Here is a 19,721-nt window from a genome sequence, read left to right on the forward strand (position 1 = left end):
ACGAGTGACCTGAATCAACTGGTCCGATGATACAAACGACACCCTGCCATCCCATGAGCTGCGGGCGTTTGATCAGCATAGACACTCAGGTCGCCACATCCGTTAGCCTGGAGTTCTACACATGCATCCCCGCGTTATTGAGGTCACCGAACGGCTTATCGCCCGCAGTCGTGCAACCCGCGAGGCTTACCTTGCGCTCATTCGCGGCGCCGCCAGCGACGGCCCGATGCGCGGTAAGCTGCAATGCGCCAACTTCGCCCACGGCGTGGCGGGCTGCGGCACTGAAGATAAAAATAGCCTGCGCATGATGAACGCCGCCAACGTGGCAATTGTTTCCTCATATAACGACATGCTCTCGGCGCACCAGCCGTACGAACATTTCCCTGAACAGATCAAAAAAGCCCTGCGCGAAGTCGGGTCGGTCGGCCAGTTCGCCGGCGGCACGCCTGCCATGTGCGACGGCGTAACCCAGGGCGAACCCGGCATGGAGCTGAGCCTGCTCAGCCGTGAAGTCATTGCCATGTCCACAGCGGTAGCGCTGTCGCACAACATGTTCGACGCCGCGCTGATGCTGGGCATCTGCGACAAGATCGTCCCCGGTCTGATGATGGGTGCGCTGCGCTACGGCCACCTGCCGATGATCTTTGTGCCGGGCGGCCCGATGCCCTCGGGCATCTCCAACAAGCAGAAGGCCGACGTGCGCCAGCGCTACGCCGAAGGCAAGGCCACCCGCGAAGAGCTGCTGGAATCGGAGATGAAGTCCTACCACAGCCCCGGCACCTGCACCTTCTACGGCACCGCCAACACCAACCAGTTGCTGATGGAAGTGATGGGCCTGCACTTGCCGGGCGCTTCGTTCGTCAACCCGTACACGCCGCTGCGTGATGCACTGACCCGCGAAGCCGCGCACCAGGTCACGCGCCTGACCAAAGCCAGTGGCGACTTCACGCCGATCGGCGAGATCGTCGACGAAAAATCCATCGTCAACTCCATCGTCGCGCTCAACGCCACCGGCGGTTCCACCAACCACACCCTGCACATGCCGGCCATCGCTATGTCGGCGGGCATCATCCTCACCTGGCAGGACATGGCCGACCTCTCCGAGGTGGTGCCGACCCTGTCCCACGTGTATCCAAACGGCAAGGCCGACATCAACCACTTCCAGGCGGCGGGCGGCATGTCGTTCCTGATCCGCGAACTGCTCGAAGCCGGCCTGCTCCACGAAGACGTCAACACCGTGGCCGGCAAGGGCCTGAGCCGCTACACCCAGGAGCCGTTCCTGGTCGACGGCGAGCTGATCTGGCGCGACGGCCCGATCGAGAGCCTCGACGAAACCATCCTGCGCCCCGTGGCCCGTGCGTTCTCGCCCGAAGGCGGCTTGCGCGTGATGGAAGGCAACCTCGGCCGTGGCGTGATGAAAGTCTCTGCCGTTGCCCCGGAGCACCAGATCGTCGAAGCGCCGGCCGTGGTGTTCCAGGATCAACAGGACCTGGCCGACGCCTTCAAGGCCGGTGAGTTGGAAAAAGACTTTGTCGCGGTGATGCGCTTCCAGGGCCCGCGGTCCAACGGCATGCCGGAATTGCACAAAATGACGCCGTTCCTGGGTGTATTGCAGGACCGTGGCTTCAAGGTGGCGTTGGTGACAGACGGGCGTATGTCCGGCGCGTCGGGTAAGATCCCTGCCGCGATTCACGTCAACCCCGAAGCCCAAAGCGGCGGGCCACTGGCGCGGGTCAAAGATGGCGATATCATTCGCGTGGATGGCGTGAAAGGCACCTTGGAGCTTAAGGTGGACGCCGAAGAATTCGCAGCGCGCACGCCTGCCACGGGCCTGTTGGGCAACAACGTGGGGGCGGGGCGTGAGCTGTTTGCATTTATGCGCTTGGCCGCAAGCTCCGCAGAGCAGGGCGCCAGCGCCTTTACCTCTGCCTTGGAGACGCTTAAGTGAAGCTTGCGCTGGTCGGTGACATCGGTGGTACCAACGCCCGTTTTGCGTTGTGGCGGGATCAGGAGCTGCACTCGATCCGCGTGCATGCCACCGCGGACCACCACAGCCCTGAGGAGGCCATCAAGGTCTACCTCAAGGAAGAAGGCCTGGAAATCGGGGACATCGGCGCGGTATGCCTGTCGGTCGCCGGGCCAGTGAGTGGCGATGAATTTAAATTCACCAACAATCACTGGCGCCTGAGCAAAACTGCATTCTGTAAGACCTTGCAGGTGGATGAGCTGCTGTTGGTCAATGACTTCACGGCCATGGCCCTGGGCATGACTCGCCTCAAGCCCGACGAATTTCGCGTGGTCTGCGAAGGCACGCCGGAACCGCTGCGCCCGGCGGTGGTGATCGGGCCGGGTACCGGCCTTGGCGTCGGCACCTTGCTGGACCTGGGCGAAGGCCGATATGCGGCGCTGCCGGGGGAGGGCGGCCACGTCGACCTGCCGCTGAGCAGCCCGCGTGAAACCCAGCTGTGGCAGCACATCTACACCGAGATCGGGCACGTCAGTGCCGAAACCGCCTTGAGCGGCAGCGGCCTGCCACGGGTGTACCGCGCGATTTGCGCGGTCGACGGGCACACGCCGGTGCTGGACACGCCCGAAGCCATTACGGCAGCCGGCCTGGCAGGAGACCCGGTGGCGATCGAAGTGTTGAACCAGTTCAGCATCTGGCTGGGCCGCGTGGCCGGCAACAACGTGCTGACCACCGGGGGACGCGGTGGCGTGTATATCGTGGGCGGGGTCATTCCACGCTTTGCCGACTTCTTTATCAACAGCGGTTTTGCCAAGAGCTTCAGCGACAAAGGCTGCATGGGCGATTATTTCAAAGGCATTCCGGTGTGGTTGGTGACCGCGCCGTATTCCGGGTTGACCGGGGCGGGTGTGGCACTTGAGCAGGCTTTTGCGTAGGCAGTGATGGCCTCTTCGCGAGCAAGCCCGCTCCCACATTCAACCGCATTCATCCAGTTGGAATGAGTTTAAATGTGGGAGCGGGCTTGCTCGCGAAGGGGGCCTTGAAAGCAACACATGACTCAGGTTTGGCCATAACAACAAGGAGGACCCCGTGAGCGCAATCAGTAAATCGATTCTCCTCGTCGACGACGACCAGGAAATCCGCGAATTGCTGCAGACCTACCTCAGCCGCGCCGGCTTCCAGGTGCGTGGCGTGCCGGATGGTGCAGGGTTTCGCCAGGCGATGAACGAGGCGCCGTGCGATCTGGTCATCCTCGATGTGATGCTGCCCGACGAAGACGGTTTCAGCCTTTGCCGCTGGATTCGCCAGCACCCGCGCCAGGCGCAGGTGCCGATCATCATGCTCACTGCCAGTTCCGATGAAACCGACCGCGTGATCGGTCTGGAGCTGGGCGCCGACGACTACATCGGCAAGCCTTTCAGTCCGCGCGAGCTGCAAGCGCGAATTAAAGCCTTGCTGCGCCGCGCCCAGTTCGGCCAGGAACGCAGCAGCGGCGGCGATGTGTGGGTGTTTGATGAATGGCGACTGGACATGATCAGCCATCGCCTGTTTCACGTGGACGGCGAAGAGGTGATTCTTTCCGGCGCCGACTTTGCCCTGCTCAAACTGTTTCTCGATCACCCGCAACAAATTCTCGACCGCGACACCATCGGCAACGCCACCCGTGGCCGCGACCTGATGCCGCTGGACCGTATCGTCGACATGGCCGTGAGCCGCTTGCGCCAACGCCTGCGCGATACCGAAAAACCCCCACGGCTGATCCGCACCGTGCGCGGCAGCGGTTATCAACTGGCAGCCAGCGTGGTTGCCGGCAATGCCCACTGAGCATTTAAGCGAACGCCGCCGCCGTTTCCCGGTGCCGCGCTCGCTGCTGGGGCGGATGTTGCTGCTGACCTTGCTCGCAGTGCTGTTCGCCCAGGCGCTGTCCAGCGTGATCTGGGTCTCGCAATTGCGCGCCACTCAACTTGAAGGCCTGGTCACCAGCGCCCGCAGCCTGGCGCACTCGATGACGGCCAGCGTGAGTTATTTCCGCTCGTTGCCGGTGGCCTATCGCCCGTTAGTGCTTGATCAACTGCGCAGCATGGGGGGCACCCGCTTTGTGGTGACGCTCAACGATCGCCCGCTGGATATGCAGATATTGCCGCAGACCCCGCGCAAGCAGGCGGTGTTGCAAGCGGTGGACGAAGTGCTGCGCCAGACCCTGGGCAGCGACGTGCATATTTCGGTGGAATTCGTCAGCGCCGAGGACCTGCGTATTTTCAACGCTGGCCTGAAGCTCGATGAACTGCCCCGGTCCTGGGCGCATTACGCGTTGACCCTGGAGCCGGTGAATCCGCCGGTGCTGGTCACGCAGATCCAGCTGGCGCCGGGCGAATGGCTGTACATCGCTTCGTTGTTGCCCGAGCCCTACACCAGCCTTGAAGAACAGGGCCTGCCGTCGCAGCAGGTGTGGTTTATCGTGCTGACCAGCGGTTTTCTATTGTTGTTTATCGGCCTGTTGGTGCACTGGCAAAGCCGACCGCTCAAGCGTCTGGCGCGGGCAGCGCGAGACATGTCCCTGGGGGCTGACGTGGAGCCGGTGGCCGAAGGCGGCGGCAGCGAAGTGGTGGAAGTGGGCCGTGCGTTCAACGCCATGCGCGAACGCATCAGCCGTTACCTGACCGAGCGCAGCCAATTGTTCAGCGCGATTTCCCACGATTTGCGCACGCCGATCACCCGCTTGCGCCTACGCGTGGAGCTGCTCGAAGACGAAAACCTGCAAGCCAAGTTCGGTCGCGACCTGGATGAATTGGAGTTGCTGGTGAAGGGCGCGCTGCAATGCGTGAAGGACACTGACATCCACGAAAACATCGAGCCGGTCGACCTCAATCACGTACTCGATTGCCTGGTAGAACCGTACCTGGCGCCCAACGGCAATGGCCGCATCACCCAGGATGGCCGCGCCCTGGCGCCGTATGCAGGCAAGCCGCTGGCGCTCAAGCGCTGCATCGGTAACCTGATCGACAACGCGTTGAAGTACGGGCAGAACGCGCATTTGCACATCGAAGACGATGGCGCGGAATTTATCCTGCACGTTGATGACGAGGGGCCAGGCGTGCCGGAGCAGCGGCTGGAGCAAGTGTTTGAACCGCATTTTCGGTTGGCCGGGCAGCAGCAGGGCTATGGATTGGGGTTGGGCATCGCGCGCAACATTGCCCATAGCCATGGCGGTGAAGTGAGTTTGCAGAACCTGCGCGAGGGTGGTTTGCGAGTCACCTTACAGCTCCCGCGAACCCTGGACTAAAGCACACAGAGGATCAAATGTGGGAGCGGGCTTGCTCGCGAATGCAGAGTGTCAGTCACCGAAAATTTTGACTGATCCACCGCTTTCGCGAGCAAGCCCGCTCCCACATTTTGACGCCTTTGGGTCAGATGCTCTGGCGCAACCGGGCCAAATCTCTCAGCGGTGGCGCCCCAAATAGCCGGCTGTACTCGCGGCTGAACTGCGAGGGGCTTTCATACCCCACCCGATACCCCGCCGCCGAAGCTTCCAGCCCTTCGGCAATCATCAAACGCCGCGCTTCCTGCAGGCGCAACTGCTTCTGGTATTGCAGCGGGCTCATCGCGGTGATCGCCTTGAAGCGGTGGTGCAACGTCGAGACGCTGAGGTTCACTTCACGGGCCAGGTCATCAATACGCAGCGGCTGTTCGTAGTTGCCGTTCAGCCACTTGATGGCCTGGCTCACACGATGGCTCTGACTGTTGGCCACGGCGATTTCATACAGCCTGTAACCCTGCGGCCCACGCAGCAAACGGTAAAGAATTTCGCGGTTGATCAATGGCGCCAGCATCGCGATGTCTTTGGGCGTATCCAGCAGGCGCGCCAGGCGCAGCACGGCGTCGAGCAATTGGGTGTCGATGCGGTCGACGTACATGCCGCGCGAAGTCGGACGCGACGGCACGCCCATTGGCCCGGCCTCGGCGATCAGCGCCGTGAGTTGCGCCGGGTCGATATTGATGCGCACCGACAGGTTGGGATCTTCCGGCGTGGCATCGATGATCCGCCCGGCCACCGGCATCGCCACGGAGAACACCAGATAGTTGAGCGGGTCGTAGGCGAAGATTTCGTCAGCCAGGCGTACTTCCTTGCTGCCGCTGGCGAGGATGCACAGCGCAGGTTCCACCAGCACCGGCATGAAGTCGCGCGGCGTGTTGTGGCGGTTGAGGAACAACGAGGTGATCGCCGTGCCGTAGGAGCCATCTTCCCAGGTATGCCGGTGCACGATGCTGGCGAGTTCGGCGCGCTGTTTTTCCGTCTCGGCATCGAGGGGAGTGGACTTATGTTCCGACGACGACATGACGTGTCCTCTACAAGCTTTTTGATGGGATCAGCTTAGCGGCGGCCTTTGAGAAAGTGTTACGTCGATCCTGCACAATCCTTGCCTGATCCTGCGATAAGTCGCGAATCAGGCAAGTGCAGTGCCTGTCATCTGCCTGAAACACTGAACATGGCCATGGAATAAACCCGTGGGGCCAAACGTCTTATCTACGCTTCTGGCAGGATTGTGCAATAAGCCGGCAGGAATTGACTAACCGCGCCCGCACCCGCGCCGTTATCTTTGATCCTGTGGCAGCACGCCCTCACAGTGCTTGCCGAGCATCACTTCTCAACGGGAGAGTCGAACATGTCCACCCCCATTCCCGCGAGCCATATGGCCTTTATCCGTGCCCGTAACGGGTGCAGCACCGAACTCGGTGCACGCTTGAGCAGTTTGATTGAACCGGGCCGTCAGGCTCAGGGTTGCCTGCAATTCTCGTTGCAGCATTCCCAAGTGGATCCCGATGTGTGGCTGATCTGCGGCTTCTGGAGCAGCGAGCAGGCGATGAGCGCCTACTTCAATTCGCCCGCCTTGATGATCTTTACCGAGCTGTTGAACGACATGGTGGTGCGCAGCATGGACTTCCAGACCTTTACCGATGCATCCGCTGCGCATGCCTACGGCGAGTACCTGCAACTGGCCGGTTGAGAGGGTTAGAATGGCCGACTTTCCCATTGGCCAGGACCTGCAACATGGCACGTAAAGAGTTTGCCCACCACGAAGCCGTTTCCGCCTTGGTGCGTGAAGAAGAGGGTGGCTACAGCGCTGCCATTGCCGTCAAGGCACTGGATGGCATGGGCGCCCCCAGGTTTCACAAGATCCTTGAAGGACACACGTTCAAGACCGCTGACGACGCCGACGATGCGGCTGCCGCGCAATTGCAGCGGTTGGTCGACGTGGACGAAGAAGGGCAATTGACCTGGTCACCTGCGGCTGACTAAGCAACCCCACCGATGCAAAGGTGGGAGCGGGCTTGCTCGCGAATGCACCGTGTCAGTCACCGAAACATTGACTGATCCACCGCCTTCGCGAGCAAGCCCGCTCCCACTTTTTTTTGCCTTTCACTCAGCGCTGAGTGGCGCCTGGGCGATACATCTTGAACAACGCCTGCGGCTCTATCTGGAAGTAATCCGCCGGGCCACCACCGCGCAAGATCGGCTCGGCGGCGGCCGTGTCATAGATCCCATCCTTGAGCAGCCACTTGGCAATGTGCACCGCTACCACCTCGCCAAGCACCAGCCAGCTCGGCACCAACTCTTTGTCGGCGCGCTGTAGCTGAATAATCTGCGTCACTTTGCATTCAAACGACACCGGACTTTCGCCCACGCGCGGCACGCCGACGATTTTCGAGGCGACCGGCGTCAGGCCGGACAGCTCGAACTCGTTGACCTCTGGCGATACCGCCGCGCAACTCTGGTTCATCTGTTCGGCCAACGGGCGAGTGGCCAGGTTCCACACGAATTCGCCGGTCTGTTCGATGTTGTTCAGGCTGTCTTTGCGCCCGACGCTGGAAAACCCAATGATCGGCGGAATGTAATTGAACGCATTGAAGAAGCTGTAGGGCGCGAGATTCAGGCGGCCCTCGCGGTCGTGGGAGGAAATCCAGCCAATCGGCCGTGGCCCGACGATGGCATTGAACGGGTCATGAGGCAGGCCGTGGCCATTGGCGGGTTCGTAGAAATGGATATCGTCAGACATGGGCCGGGGTTCCTGCTGCGGGGGGCTGTGAGGTAGCCATAGTGCAATCCATGACGGCGAATTTCCATTGGCCGGATGGAATTTTCATTGATTGCCCACCTATTTTCACAGCGTGCCGTTCAGTCTGCGCGCCAGGTCGACACTCCCTATGAATCGGCCCCCTGCATGACTGAGCTTCGGAGCCTTGCGCACAATGAACAAACTTCCTCAGATAACCCTGGCGTTCTGGGTCATGAAAATCTGCGCAACCACCCTGGGCGAAACCGCCGGGGATTTGTTGTCGATGACCCTGAATGTCGGCTACGCCATCAGTTCGATGATCTTGATCAGCGTATTTCTCGTCACCCTGATGACGCAGCTCTGGTCCAAAACCTACAACCCGGTGTTGTACTGGATCGTGATTCTGTCCACGAGTACCGCCGGCACCACGATGTCGGATTTCATGGACCGCACCTTGGGCCTCGGGTACGCCACCGGCTCGATGATCCTGATCGTGATCCTGATGATCATCTTCGCGTTGTGGCACCTCAGTGGTGATTCGCTGAACGTGAACAAGGTCCAGACCTTTCGAGGCGAGCTGTTTTACTGGATGGCGATCCTGTTCTCCAACACCTTGGGCACCGCGTTGGGCGACTTCCTGGCGGACGACTCCGGGTTGGGTTTTGCCGGTGGCGCCTTGCTGATCGGCTCGGCCATTGCGGTGGTGGTAGCACTCAAATACTTCACCCAGATTTCTTCGTGCTGTTGTTCTGGGTGGCGTTTGTGCTGACTCGGCCATTTGGCGCGACCCTGGGCGACTTCCTTACCAAGCCCCATGAAAAGGGCGGGCTGGATTTCGGCACCATGGGTTCATCGGCGGTGTTGGCGGCGGTGCTGGTGGTGATGATTGCCGGGGCGTCGTATGCGCAGCGCCGGTATGGGCGCCGGCAGCCCGTAGAGCTGACCTGACGCTGTTTATGAAACGCTGAAGAACAACATGTGGGAGCGGGCTTGCTCGCGAATGCGCAGTGTCAGTCGACGTTGCTCTGACTGATCACCGCGTTCGCGAGCAAGCCCGCTCCCACACTGTTCAGTCCGTGGTAATGCGCGAATGTTTGCGGGTGTCTTTCATGGTCACGTAGACCACCAGCGACACTGCAATACAGGCCGTCACATACCAGTAGTAACCGGTTTCCATGCCAATGCTCTTGAACCACAGCGCGATGTATTCAGCCGTACCGCCGAAGATCGACACGGTCAGCGCATACGGCAGGCCCACGCCCAAGGCACGAATTTCCGTAGGGAACAGCTCGGCCTTCACCACCGCGTTGATCGAGGTATAGCCGCTGACGATGATCAGTGCCGCCATGATCAGGAAAAACGCGCCCCACCAGGTCTGGATGGTGTGCAGGGTGGTGAGGATCGGCACGGTAAACAAGGTGCCGAGGATGCCGAAGGCGATCAGGATCGGCCGGCGGCCAACCTTGTCCGACAGCCCGCCGACAATGGGTTGCAGGCACATGAACAGAAACAGCGTGGCCGCCGAAATGGTGGTGGAGTCGGAAATGCTCATGCCCACCGTGTTCACCAGGTATTTCTGCATGTAGGTGGTGTAGGTGTAGAACGCCAGGGTGCCGCCCATGGTCAGGCCGACCACGGTCATCAGTTCCTTGGGGTGGCGCATCAAGGTGCGCATGGCGCTTTCCTTGGCCTTTGCCTTTTTGGTGAACGACTCGGTTTCTTCCATGCCACGACGCAGGTACAGCGCGACCACTGCGCACAGGGCGCCGATGGCGAACGGGATGCGCCAGCCCCAGTCGTACAGTTGTTCGGTGGTGAGCACCTGTTGCAGCACAATCAATACTGCCAGCGCGATGAGTTGGCCGGAGATCAGCGTCACGTATTGGAAGCTGGAGAAGAAGCCGCGACGTTCCTTGGTCGCCATTTCACTCAAGTAAGTGGCCGAGGTACCGTACTCGCCACCCACCGACAGACCTTGCAGCAGGCGGGCGAACACCAGCAGGATCGGCGCGCCGACGCCGATGGTTTCATAACCCGGGCTCAGGGCGATGATCAGTGAGCCGAAGCACATCAACAGCACCGAAGCCATCAAGGCCGCTTTGCGACCGGCACGGTCCGCGTACAGCCCCATCAGCCAGCCACCGATCGGGCGCATCAGAAAGCCCACGGCGAAGATCGCGGCGGTGTTCAGCAGTTGGGCGGTAGTGTCGCCTTTCGGAAAGAAGGCTTTGGCGAAGTACAGCGAGAAGGCGGCGTAGACGTACCAGTCGTACCACTCGACCATGTTGCCGACCGAGCCGCTGAAAATCGATTTGATCCGGCTGGAAGTACTGCGTTCTTTTGCCGGCGCAGCCGCCGACCCCAGAGGCAGGGAGTTGGAGTTATCCATTGAAGGATCCTTCATCTAGTTGTTTTTATGGAGCCGCACGAGCGCAGCCTGTTCGGGCTATAGCAGGAGCTGTGCCAGTTAGATCAAGGCCCGGTTTAGAAGGGTTTCAGAATGTTTTTGAGCGGAAAATTGCTGATGATTTGAGGGTGATGAGCGGAAATCCGCTTATGGCTGCTGGCCTCTTCGCGGCAAACACCACAGAAAATGGCCTACAGAAACATCTCCCGCACCAGCCCATGCCGCTGCATCTTTTCATTAAAGGTGCGACGCGGCAGCTGCAGCTCCGCCAGTACTGCCTTGATATCGCCCTTGTGCCGCACCAGCGCCGCTTTCAGGCAATGCGCTTCGAAGGCTTCCTGTTGCGCCGCCAGGGATTGCCCGGCCTCGATACCTTCCGGCTCCGGTTCACCCAGGCCCAGCACTTGGCGCTCGGCGACGTTGGCCAGTTCACGCACATTACCCGGCCAATCATGGCTGAGCAGCCGCCCCAGTTGCGCGCCGCTCAAGGGTTCGGCGCTGCGGCCCAGGCGCTCGGCGGCGCTGTGGGCAAAGTGGTCGAACAGTAGCGGAATGTCTTCACGACGCTCGCGCAGAGGTGGCAGGCGCAGCTGTGCGACGTTCAGTCGGTAGGCCAAATCTTCGCGAAAACGCCCTGCGCGTGCCTCTTCCAGCAGGTCCGGCTTGGTGGCGGCAATGATGCGCAAGTCCACGTGAATGCTTTGGTTGGAGCCCAGTCGCTCAAGCTTTTGTTCCTGCAATACGCGCAGCAACTTCACCTGTTGGGCCAGCGGCATGCTTTCGATTTCATCCAGGAACAGCGTGCCGCCATGGGCATATTCCAGCTTGCCGATACGCTTGCCTTGGGCGCCGGTGAACGCGCCACTTTCGTGGCCGAACAATTCGGCCTCAAACAGCTGCTCGGGGATGGCGGCGCAGTTGAGCGCTACAAACGGCTTTTTTGCACGCGGGCCAAAATCGTGCAAGCAGCGCGCGACCAGCTCTTTACCGCTGCCGGTCTCGCCACGGATCAACACATTGACCGGCAGGTTCGCCAGGTCGAGCACCTGACGTCGCAAGTTCTGCAAGCCTCGGGACACGCCCAGCAGGCTCAATTCGAGCTGCGCGCGGTGATCGGCCTGTTGATGCAGACGTCGGTTCTCCAGGATCAGTCCGCGTTTGTCCAGGGCGCGGCGCAGGCTGTTGAGCAAGGCGTCGGGGCTGAAGGGTTTTTCCAGAAAGTCATAGGCACCGTCGCGCATCGCTTCCACCGCCATCGGCACATCGCCGTGGCCGGTGAGCAGAATCACCGGCAAATCGGCATCCCGGCGTTGCACTTCGGCCAGCAGTTCCAGGCCGCTGAGCCCGGGCATGCGCACATCGCTCAGGATCACCCCGGCAAAGTCCCTGGGCAGGTGCGCCAGGCATTCCTCGGCGCGGCTGAACAACTGCACATCAAACCCTGACAGGCTCAACCATTGTTCGACGGCCGTGCGAATGCTGGCTTCGTCATCGACCACAATCACGGCGTTCAACATAGGTCGGGCGTCTCCAGCGCAATCGGTAAGGTCAAGGTGAAAACCGCGCCGTCGCCACGGTTGCCGGCGAGCAGACGTCCGCCCAGTTCATGCACGATAGCGTAGGACACCGCCAGCCCGAGGCCGAGGCCGTCTCCTACGGGTTTGGTGGTAAAGAACGGGTCAAACACGCTGTTCAAGTGTTCTTCTGCAATGCCGCCGCCGCTGTCGCTGACGGTCAGTCGCCACAACTGCTGGTCGGCGTGCAGGCGGATCTCCAGGCGTTTGCGTGGCGTGTCGGCCATCGCATCCAAGGCGTTGCGCAGCAGGTTGATCAACACCTGTTCCAGGCGGATGGCATCACCGCGCACCCATGCGGGGCGGGTCAGGTCCAGCACCACGCCGATGGCTTCGTCGCGCAGGCGCGCGTCGAGCAAGTGCAGGGACTGGTCGACGACGGTGGCCAGGTCGAGCTTTTCGCGCAAGCCGCTGGGGCTTTTGCGCGCGAAGGTCTTGAGGTGGCCGGTGAGTGCGGCCATGCGCGTGAGCATGTCGTCCAGCGGTGTGAGCGCCTGGTAGGCATCGTCCACGCGGCCGTGGTCCAGCAGCAGGCGCAGGGTCGCCAACTGCATGCGTTGGGCGGTCAGCGGCTGGTTGATTTCATGGGCGAGTGCGGCGGACATCTGGCCCAGTGCCGCCAGTTTGGCCGATTGCACCAAGCCATCCTGGGCCGTGCGCAGCGCCTGGGTGCGCTCCTCCACAAGCTGTTCCAACTCTTCGCGGCTGCGCTGGCGCAGGCGTGCCAGGCGCCAGCGCTGGGTCAGGAACAGCACCAGAAACACCAGGGCTAACCAGGACCCGGCGGCGGCGAGGCCGGCGTTGCGTTGGTCTTCAAAGGCAAATTGGGGTTTGCGCAGCAGGTGCAGGGTCCAGCCTTCGGCCTTCAGTGGCAGGGATTCCCAGATGTAGTTGGCATTGCCTTCAGGGCCACTGACGCGCATCAAGTGGCTGTTTTCGTCGAAGCGCTGCAGCGTCTGGGTTTGCAGCGGCTGCAATTGCTTTTTATCGTATTGGCGCGTGGCCTTGAGTTCGGCAAGGTCACTGGCCGACAGCGGCCGCAGGTTGCGGTAACGCCAGCCCGGCTGGTTGGCGATAAACACGATGCCGCGCGCGTCGCTGACCAGCAGCAGGTCATTGCCCTGGGCCCACTCACGTTCAAGTTCGGGGAATTCGAGCTTCACGACCATGGCGCCGAGAAACTGCTCATGCTCATCGACCACCGCGCTGGAGAGGAAGTAACCCGGAATGCCGGTGGTGACTCCGACCGCATAAAAACGCCCGGTGCCTTGGCTCAAGGTCTGGCTGAAATAGGGGCGAAACGCGTAGTTGTGGCCGACATAACTGCTCGGCAAGTTCCAGTTACTGGCGGCCACGGCCAGGCCGTTGCGGTCCATCAGTTCCAGGGTTGAGGACTGTGCTGCGCCGTTGATGCGCTCCAGTTTGCGGTTGAGCAGGTCCTGGGTGGTGGCGTCGAGCGGGCCTTTCAAGGCGCTGATCATTTCCGAATCCAGCGCCAGTACGGCGGGCAGGGCGCGGTAGCGTTCGATCAGGGTGTGCAGGGAATTGCCATAGAGCGTGAGCTGTTGATGGGCGCGGGCGGCGTCATCCACCAAGGCTTGGCGTTCGGCATGGCGAGTGGCCAAGGCAGCGGCCAGCACCGCACCGGCGATGATCAACAGTGAGTAGAAGGTCAGGCGCAGTGGGCGTGGGATCACGATCATACGGTGATGAACAGGCACGGTAAGGGGTGAGCACCATAGCATGCACTGGGTGGGTCTTGTGGCCTGGCAAACCGGCTTGTTGTGGGCAGCGGCCTTGCCCGCGTTGGGTGGCGCAGCCGGCCTGAAACCTGCCACCGCGCTCTGCCTGACACACAGTGCAGGCTGTATGGGGCTGCTGCGCAGCCCAACGCGGGGCGAGCCCGCTCGCCACAACTAGCCCGCTCGCCACCGCTAGCCCATTAGCCATAGCAGGCCCATTCACCACAGAAGAATAGGCAGGTCATAAAAAAGGCGACTGGGCCATGGGCCGCAGTCGCCTTTATCCGTGCAGTGAAGTGCTTACTGCACTTCTACCGCCAGGCTTTCACTGATCTTTTTCTGCCAGATGGCAGGGCCGGTGATGTGGACGGATTCACCCTTGCTGTCCACCGCAACGGTGACCGGCATGTCCTTCACGTCGAACTCGTAGATCGCTTCCATCCCCAGTTCGGCGAACGCGACTACGCGCGACTTCTTGATGGCTTGCGCCACCAGGTACGCCGCACCGCCCACGGCCATCAAGTACACGGCTTTGTGGTCCTTGATCGCTTCGATGGCGGTTGGGCCGCGCTCGGATTTGCCGATCATGCCCAGCAGGCCGGTCTGCTCGAGGATCTGACGGGTGAACTTGTCCATCCGCGTGGCGGTGGTCGGGCCAGCCGGGCCAACCACCTCTTCGCGCACCGGATCAACCGGGCCGACGTAGTAGATGAAGCGACCCTTGAGGTCTACCGGCAGGGTTTCGCCCTTGTTCAGCATCTCGACCATGCGCTTGTGCGCCGCGTCGCGACCGGTGAGCATCTTGCCGTTGAGCAATACGGTTTCGCCCGGTTTCCAGCTTTGCACTTCTTCCGGGGTCAGCGTGTCGAGGTTGACACGGCGGGCCGATGGGCCGGCTTCCCAGACGATTTCCGGGTAGGCGTCCAGCGATGGCGCTTCCAGCGACGCCGGGCCCGAACCGTCGAGCACGAAGTGCGCGTGACGGGTGGCGGCGCAGTTGGGGATCATGCACACCGGCAGCGAGGCAGCGTGGGTCGGGTAGTCCATGATTTTCACGTCGAGCACGGTGGTCAGGCCACCCAGGCCCTGGGCGCCGATGCCCAGTTGGTTGACCTTCTCGAACAGCTCCAGGCGCATCTCTTCGATACGGTTCTGCGGGCCGCGCTTTTTCAGCTCGTGGATGTCGATGGACTCCATCAACACTTCCTTGGCCATTACCGCAGCTTTCTCGGCGGTGCCGCCGATGCCGATGCCCAGCATGCCCGGTGGGCACCAGCCGGCGCCCATGGTCGGAACGGTCTTGAGCACCCAGTCGACGATCGAGTCGGACGGGTTGAGCATGGCCATTTTCGACTTGTTCTCGGAGCCACCGCCTTTGGCGGCCACGTCCACTTCCACGGTGTTACCCGGGACGATGGAGTAGTGGATCACGGCCGGGGTGTTGTCCTTGGTGTTTTTACGCGCACCTGCCGGGTCGGCGAGGATCGAGGCACGCAGGACGTTTTCCGGCAGGTTGTAGGCGCGACGCACGCCCTCGTTGATCATGTCGTCCAGGCCCATGGTGGCGCCATCCCAACGTACGTCCATGCCCACGCGCACGAACACGGTAACAATACCGGTGTCCTGGCAGATCGGGCGATGGCCGGTGGCGCACATGCGCGAGTTGATGAGGATCTGCGCGATGGAGTCACGGGCTGCCGGCGATTCTTCGCGCAGGTAGGCTTCGTGCATCGCCTGGATGAAGTCAACGGGGTGGTAGTAGGAAATGAATTGCAGGGCGTCGGCAACGCTCTGAATCAGGTCGTCTTGCTTGATCACGGTCATGAGTCGCGCTCCTCTATAAGACGGGAACATTCAATAAAGGTGGCTCAGTTGGGTGCATCGGTCGGCTGAGTCCACCTTTCCAAGGCACGCCGTAGGTGCAGGCGCGACGCTAAAAAGGCGCGGCAGTATAACCCGGCGCGGTGGCCGATACACCCGACTATGGTCAAACTCTGTCGGGCATGATTCCCTGTAGGCAGCCCTTCTGATTGAGACCTTATATGCCTGAACTGCACGTCGGCGAACGCCACTGGTCGGTAGCCACCGGCAGCAACTTGCTGGATGCCCTGAATCTGGCGGGGGTGGCCGTGCCTTACAGTTGCCGGGCGGGCAGTTGCCATGCGTGCCTGGTGCGTTGCCAGGGTGAGGTCGAGGACAAACAACCCGACGCCTTGAGCCCGGCACAACGTCAGGACGGGTGGCGCCTGGCGTGCCAATGCCAGGTTGTCGGGGACGTGCAAGTTGAAACGTTCGACCCGCTGCGTGACGGTTTGCCCGCCCGGGTGGTGGGCGTCGACTGGTTGAATGCGAGTGTGCTGCGCCTGCGCTTGCAACCGGAGCGTGGCCTGCGTTATCGCGCCGGGCAGCATCTGGTGGTGTGGGCCGGACAGGTGGCGCGGCCCTATTCCCTGGCGAGCTTGCCCCAGGAAGATCCGTTCCTGGAGTTTCACCTCGATTGCCGTCAGCCCGGTGAATTCATAAGCATCGCCCGCCAGTTGCAACTGGGAGACGACCTGCGCCTGGGCGAGTTGAGAGGCGGGGCGCTGCAATACGACCCTGACTGGCATTCGCGGCCGCTATGGCTGCTGGCCGCCGGCACGGGGCTTGGCCCGTTATGGGGCGTGCTGCGCGAGGCGTTGCGCCAGGATCATCAGGGCGCCATCCGTGTGATTCACCTGGCTCATGATGCCGACGCGCATTACCTGGCCGAGCCCCTGGCGCAGTTGGCTTTGCAGCACCCAAACGTCACCGTGGAGCTGTGGACTGCGGCTGAGTTGACCCAGGCATTGGCGCAACTGCGGCTTGTTTCGCGGCAAACTCTGGCCTTACTCTGCGGGCATCCTGTCAGCGTCGAGGCGTTTTCCAAGCGCTTGTTCCTGGCCGGTCTGCCGCGCAATCAACTGCTGGCCGATGTGTTTGTGCCCCGTGGTTGAGCGCTGACTTCTACAGCCGCGAGATCCACCATGACCGACGCCATCCTGCTGCAACGCGAACGCGGGCTGCTGACCTTGCAGCTCAACCGGCCGGACAAAAAAAACGCCCTGACCCGCGCCATGTACACGCAATTGGCCCACGCGTTGGAGCAGGCCGATGCGGACCCAGCCATCCGTGCCGTGCTGATTCAGGGCAGCCGTGAGTGTTTTACCGCCGGTAATGACATCGGCGATTTCCTCGAACAGCCGCCCAGCGACCTCGACAGCCCGCCGTTTCACTTTATGAAAAGCCTGCTCAATTGCCGCAAACCAGTGATTGCCGCTGTGGCCGGCGCGGCGGTGGGCATTGGTACGACTCTGTTGCTGCATTGCGACCTGGTGTATATCAGCCGCGATGCGCGCTTGCGCATGCCGTTCGTCAACCTTGGGTTGTGTCCGGAGTTTGGCTCAAGCCTGATCCTGCCGCGATTGCTCGGGCATGCCAAGGCGGCTGAGCTGTTGCTGCTGGGCGAGGGATTCACCGGTGAGCAGGCGGCAGCGTGGGGCATTGCCACGCAGGCGTTGAGCAGCGGTGAAGCGGCGCTGGCCAAGGCGCGGGAAGTGGCTGAACGCTTTGAGACGCTGGCGCCGGGTGCGGTGCAGGTCAGCAAACACTTGATGAAAAGTGTGGATCGCGAGCAGTTGCGTCACGTGATCGAAGAGGAGGGGGCGTTGTTTACGCAGCGGTTGAAATCGCCGGAGGCGATTGCGGCGTTGTCGGCTTTTGTCACCAGGCGGTGAATTAGCGTTAAGTGGTCGGACGTCTTCGCGAGCAAGCCCGCTCCCACATTCGAGCGTGTTTCTTCAGGGTGTATGCGGTCAGATGTAGGAGCGGGCTTGCTCGCGAAGAGGCCAGTGACGCCAACACCACTACCAGCCTGAAATGCAAAAAGCCCCGCCATTCACATGGCGGGGCTTTTGTTTTTCAGCCTGTCACTCAGACCATTGGATCGCCAACGTGCAGGATCTTCATGCCGTTGGTGCCACCGATGGTGTGGTAGCTGTCGCCCTTGGTCAGGATGACCCAGTCGCCTTTCTCCACAACGCCGCGCTTGATCAGCTCGTCGATGGCAGCCTGGCTGACTTCATGCGGCGGCAACGAGGCCGGGTCGAACGGCACGGTGTACACGCCACGGAACATGGCCGCGCGGGCCTGGGTTTCGCGGTGCGGGGAGAACGCGTAGATCGGCACCGAGGAACGGATGCGCGACATGATCAACGGCGTGTAGCCACTTTCGGTCAAGGCGATGATCGCTTTAACGCCCGGGAAGTGGTTGGCGGTGTACATGGCTGCCAGCGCGATGCTCTGGTCGCAGCTTTCGAACACTTTGCCGATGCGGTGGCTGGAGGTCTTGCTGGTCGGGTGCTTTTCGGCACCGACGCAGATCCGCGCCATGGCCTGTACGGCTTCCAGCGGGTACGGGCCGGCAGCACTTTCAGCTGAGAGCATCACGGCGTCGGTGTAGTCGAGCACGGCGTTGGCTACGTCGGACACTTCGGCGCGGGTTGGCATCGGGTTCTGGATCATCGACTCCATCATCTGGGTCGCCACGATCACCGCTTTGTTATGGCGGCGTGCGTGCAGGATGATCTTTTTCTGGATACCGATCAGCTCGGCGTCACCGATTTCCACGCCCAGGTCGCCACGCGCAACCATCACAGCGTCGGAAGCCTTGATCAGGCCGTCGAGGGTTTCGTCATCGGCAACGGCTTCGGCGCGTTCGATCTTCGCTACCAGCCAGGCAGTACCGCCGGCTTCGTCGCGCAGTTTACGTGCGTATTCCATGTCGGCAGCATCGCGCGGGAAGGACACGGCGAGGTAGTCCACTTCCATTTCGGCGGCGAGCTTGATGTCGGCCTTGTCTTTTTCAGTCAGGGCCGGCGCCGTCAGGCCACCGCCGCGACGGTTGATGCCTTTGTGGTCGGACAGCGGGCCACCGATGATCACGGTGCAGTGCAGTTCGGTCGGGGTCGCGGTGTCGACGCGCATGACCACGCGGCCATCGTCCAGCAGCAGCTCGTCACCGACGCCGCAGTCCTTGACCAGATCCGGGTAGTCGATACCCACGACTTGCTGGTTGCCTTCGGTCAGCGGATGGCTGGTGGAGAAGGTGAACTTGTCACCGATCTTCAGCTCGATACGCTTGTTGGCGAATTTGGCGATACGAATTTTCGGGCCTTGCAGGTCACCCAGCAGCGCCACGAAGCGGCCGTGCTTGGCGGCCAGGTCACGCACCAGCTTGGCGCGAGCCTTGTGCTCGTCCGGGGTGCCGTGGGAGAAGTTCAGACGGGCAACGTCCAAACCAGCCAGAATCAGCTGTTCGAGGACTTCCGGCGAGTTACTGGCCGGGCCAAGGGTGGCGACGATTTTGGTACGACGGACGGACATGCACAGACTCCTGAGTTCAAGCGCTGGAGAAGGCTACTATGCTCTTTCGTTGTAGTCATTGTTCGTTTGCACTACTTATCGACGATTGGCTTGTTTTTGCAGCGGTTGAATAGACGAACATCCTTGAAGATTTTCGACGAGGGGTCGATACACTGCTCAAGACAGGAGAACCCCCATGCGAATTTTGCTCGTTGCTGCCCTGGCCGTCAGTGTTGTCGGCTGTACCCGCTGGTCGATGGACCACCATTTGAACAACGCTTACCGTGCCTATGGGGTGGGTGATTGCGAGCGCGTCACGCTGGAATTGTCCCAGGTTGACCGCGAGAGCCGCACCCGTCGCTACGTGCAACCGGAGGTCTCGATGTTGCGCGGCCAATGCCTGGAGCGACAGAAATTGTTCGTGGATGCAGTCCAGACCTATCAATTCATCATCAGCCAGTACCCGACAAGTGAATACGCCTACCGTGCGCGAGCCAGGCTCGACACGCTGCAGCAGTTGGGGCATTACCCCGGCGCCAGTGCTGCACAGACGCGGCCGGCGTCTTTGTAATGATATTTGTCATTCTATAGCTG

The 19,721-nt window shown here is 61.4% G+C and carries 16 protein-coding genes and 1 pseudogene; 10 read left to right on the top strand and 7 right to left on the bottom strand.

Features of this window, described 5'->3' with window-relative positions; translation table 11 throughout:
- Positions 1 to 121 precede the first annotated feature (121 nt).
- The 4 genes from edd (at position 122) to AC19YS_RS01180 (ending at position 5,249) form a co-directional block, all read left to right on the top strand.
- Positions 122 to 1,948 carry a phosphogluconate dehydratase gene (edd, locus tag AC19YS_RS01165; protein WP_106578346.1) on the top strand — a complete coding sequence of 609 codons (1,827 nt, stop codon included), beginning with the start codon at positions 122 to 124 and terminating at the stop codon, positions 1,946 to 1,948.
- Complete coding sequence (locus AC19YS_RS01170) at positions 1,945 to 2,901, top strand: glucokinase (RefSeq protein ID WP_200623847.1); 957 nt, start codon at positions 1,945 to 1,947, stop codon at positions 2,899 to 2,901. Before edd ends, AC19YS_RS01170 begins: the two co-directional genes overlap by 4 nt.
- Positions 2,902 to 3,055: 154 nt before the next feature.
- The gene (locus tag AC19YS_RS01175; RefSeq protein ID WP_106578348.1) at positions 3,056 to 3,790 is read left to right on the top strand and encodes a response regulator; all 735 of its coding nucleotides are present in this window, start codon (positions 3,056 to 3,058) and stop codon (positions 3,788 to 3,790) included.
- Between the two features lie 31 nt (positions 3,791 to 3,821).
- Positions 3,822 to 5,249 carry an ATP-binding protein gene (locus tag AC19YS_RS01180; RefSeq protein WP_442793492.1) on the top strand — a complete coding sequence of 476 codons (1,428 nt, stop codon included), beginning with the start codon at positions 3,822 to 3,824 and terminating at the stop codon, positions 5,247 to 5,249.
- Positions 5,250 to 5,373: 124 nt separating this feature from the next.
- Here AC19YS_RS01180 and AC19YS_RS01185 read toward each other — a convergent pair whose 3' ends face one another.
- Positions 5,374 to 6,303, bottom strand: a complete 930-nt coding sequence (locus tag AC19YS_RS01185; RefSeq protein ID WP_106578351.1) for an AraC family transcriptional regulator — start codon at positions 6,301 to 6,303, stop codon at positions 5,374 to 5,376.
- Between the two features lie 327 nt (positions 6,304 to 6,630).
- Here AC19YS_RS01185 and AC19YS_RS01190 point away from each other — a divergent pair, with 327 nt between their 5' ends.
- Both AC19YS_RS01190 and AC19YS_RS01195 read left to right on the top strand, forming a co-directional pair.
- The gene (locus AC19YS_RS01190; protein ID WP_106578352.1) at positions 6,631 to 6,972 is read left to right on the top strand and encodes an antibiotic biosynthesis monooxygenase family protein; all 342 of its coding nucleotides are present in this window, start codon (positions 6,631 to 6,633) and stop codon (positions 6,970 to 6,972) included.
- Positions 6,973 to 7,016: 44 nt separating this feature from the next.
- Positions 7,017 to 7,265 (top strand): hypothetical protein, encoded by a 249-nt coding sequence (locus tag AC19YS_RS01195; protein WP_106578353.1) that lies wholly within the window; start codon positions 7,017 to 7,019, stop codon positions 7,263 to 7,265.
- A 124-nt stretch (positions 7,266 to 7,389) separates the two neighbouring features.
- Here the strand turns inward: AC19YS_RS01195 and AC19YS_RS01200 are convergent, their stop codons facing one another.
- Complete coding sequence (locus tag AC19YS_RS01200; protein WP_119736923.1) at positions 7,390 to 8,022, bottom strand: flavin reductase family protein; 633 nt, start codon at positions 8,020 to 8,022, stop codon at positions 7,390 to 7,392.
- Positions 8,023 to 8,215: 193 nt separating this feature from the next.
- Between AC19YS_RS01200 and AC19YS_RS01205 the strand changes: the two are divergent.
- Positions 8,216 to 8,970, top strand: a pseudogene (locus AC19YS_RS01205) (COG4705 family protein).
- 121 nt (positions 8,971 to 9,091) lie between these two features.
- On the opposite strand, the gene AC19YS_RS01210 reads toward AC19YS_RS01205, so the two are convergent.
- From AC19YS_RS01210 to AC19YS_RS01225, 4 genes are all read right to left on the bottom strand, one after another.
- Positions 9,092 to 10,411 carry an MFS transporter gene (locus AC19YS_RS01210; protein WP_106578356.1) on the bottom strand — a complete coding sequence of 440 codons (1,320 nt, stop codon included), beginning with the start codon at positions 10,409 to 10,411 and terminating at the stop codon, positions 9,092 to 9,094.
- Positions 10,412 to 10,620: 209 nt separating this feature from the next.
- Positions 10,621 to 11,946: a sigma-54-dependent transcriptional regulator gene (locus tag AC19YS_RS01215; protein WP_500600694.1), complete on the bottom strand. Its 1,326-nt coding sequence runs from the start codon at positions 11,944 to 11,946 to the stop codon at positions 10,621 to 10,623.
- Positions 11,940 to 13,706: a sensor histidine kinase gene (locus AC19YS_RS01220; RefSeq protein WP_119736930.1), complete on the bottom strand. Its 1,767-nt coding sequence runs from the start codon at positions 13,704 to 13,706 to the stop codon at positions 11,940 to 11,942. Before AC19YS_RS01220 ends, AC19YS_RS01215 begins: the two co-directional genes overlap by 7 nt.
- 339 nt (positions 13,707 to 14,045) lie before the next feature.
- Entirely contained in the window at positions 14,046 to 15,569 is a 1,524-nt protein-coding gene (locus AC19YS_RS01225) for a fumarate hydratase (protein ID WP_005790979.1), read from the bottom strand.
- A gap of 218 nt (positions 15,570 to 15,787) precedes the next feature.
- Here AC19YS_RS01225 and AC19YS_RS01230 point away from each other — a divergent pair, with 218 nt between their 5' ends.
- Complete coding sequence (locus tag AC19YS_RS01230; protein ID WP_119736937.1) at positions 15,788 to 16,720, top strand: iron-sulfur-binding ferredoxin reductase; 933 nt, start codon at positions 15,788 to 15,790, stop codon at positions 16,718 to 16,720.
- A 30-nt stretch (positions 16,721 to 16,750) separates the two neighbouring features.
- A complete protein-coding gene (locus AC19YS_RS01235) occupies positions 16,751 to 17,500 on the top strand; it encodes an enoyl-CoA hydratase-related protein (protein WP_169367518.1) in 750 nt (249 codons plus the stop codon).
- A 196-nt stretch (positions 17,501 to 17,696) separates the two neighbouring features.
- On the opposite strand, the gene pyk is transcribed toward AC19YS_RS01235, so the two are convergent.
- A complete protein-coding gene (gene pyk, locus AC19YS_RS01240; RefSeq protein ID WP_106578361.1) occupies positions 17,697 to 19,148 on the bottom strand; it encodes a pyruvate kinase in 1,452 nt (483 codons plus the stop codon).
- Between the two features lie 175 nt (positions 19,149 to 19,323).
- Here pyk and AC19YS_RS01245 point away from each other — a divergent pair, with 175 nt between their 5' ends.
- Positions 19,324 to 19,698 (top strand): tetratricopeptide repeat protein, encoded by a 375-nt coding sequence (locus tag AC19YS_RS01245; protein WP_106578362.1) that lies wholly within the window; start codon positions 19,324 to 19,326, stop codon positions 19,696 to 19,698.
- The last annotated feature ends 23 nt before the right edge of the window (positions 19,699 to 19,721 follow it).

Source organism: Pseudomonas sp. MF08831, assembly GCF_059862645.1.

Coding starts and splice junctions, on each gene's coding strand:
- edd (WP_106578346.1), top strand. CDS start 122: ATGCATCCCCGCGTTATTGAGGTCACCGAACGGCTTATCGCCCGCAGT.
- AC19YS_RS01185 (WP_106578351.1), bottom strand. CDS start 6,303: ATGTCGTCGTCGGAACATAAGTCCACTCCCCTCGATGCCGAGACGGAA.
- AC19YS_RS01190 (WP_106578352.1), top strand. CDS start 6,631: ATGTCCACCCCCATTCCCGCGAGCCATATGGCCTTTATCCGTGCCCGT.
- AC19YS_RS01195 (WP_106578353.1), top strand. CDS start 7,017: ATGGCACGTAAAGAGTTTGCCCACCACGAAGCCGTTTCCGCCTTGGTG.
- AC19YS_RS01200 (WP_119736923.1), bottom strand. CDS start 8,022: ATGTCTGACGATATCCATTTCTACGAACCCGCCAATGGCCACGGCCTG.
- AC19YS_RS01210 (WP_106578356.1), bottom strand. CDS start 10,411: ATGGATAACTCCAACTCCCTGCCTCTGGGGTCGGCGGCTGCGCCGGCA.
- AC19YS_RS01215 (WP_500600694.1), bottom strand. CDS start 11,946: ATGTTGAACGCCGTGATTGTGGTCGATGACGAAGCCAGCATTCGCACG.
- AC19YS_RS01220 (WP_119736930.1), bottom strand. CDS start 13,706: ATGATCGTGATCCCACGCCCACTGCGCCTGACCTTCTACTCACTGTTG.
- AC19YS_RS01225 (WP_005790979.1), bottom strand. CDS start 15,569: ATGACCGTGATCAAGCAAGACGACCTGATTCAGAGCGTTGCCGACGCC.
- AC19YS_RS01230 (WP_119736937.1), top strand. CDS start 15,788: ATGCCTGAACTGCACGTCGGCGAACGCCACTGGTCGGTAGCCACCGGC.
- AC19YS_RS01235 (WP_169367518.1), top strand. CDS start 16,751: ATGACCGACGCCATCCTGCTGCAACGCGAACGCGGGCTGCTGACCTTG.
- pyk (WP_106578361.1), bottom strand. CDS start 19,148: ATGTCCGTCCGTCGTACCAAAATCGTCGCCACCCTTGGCCCGGCCAGT.
- AC19YS_RS01245 (WP_106578362.1), top strand. CDS start 19,324: ATGCGAATTTTGCTCGTTGCTGCCCTGGCCGTCAGTGTTGTCGGCTGT.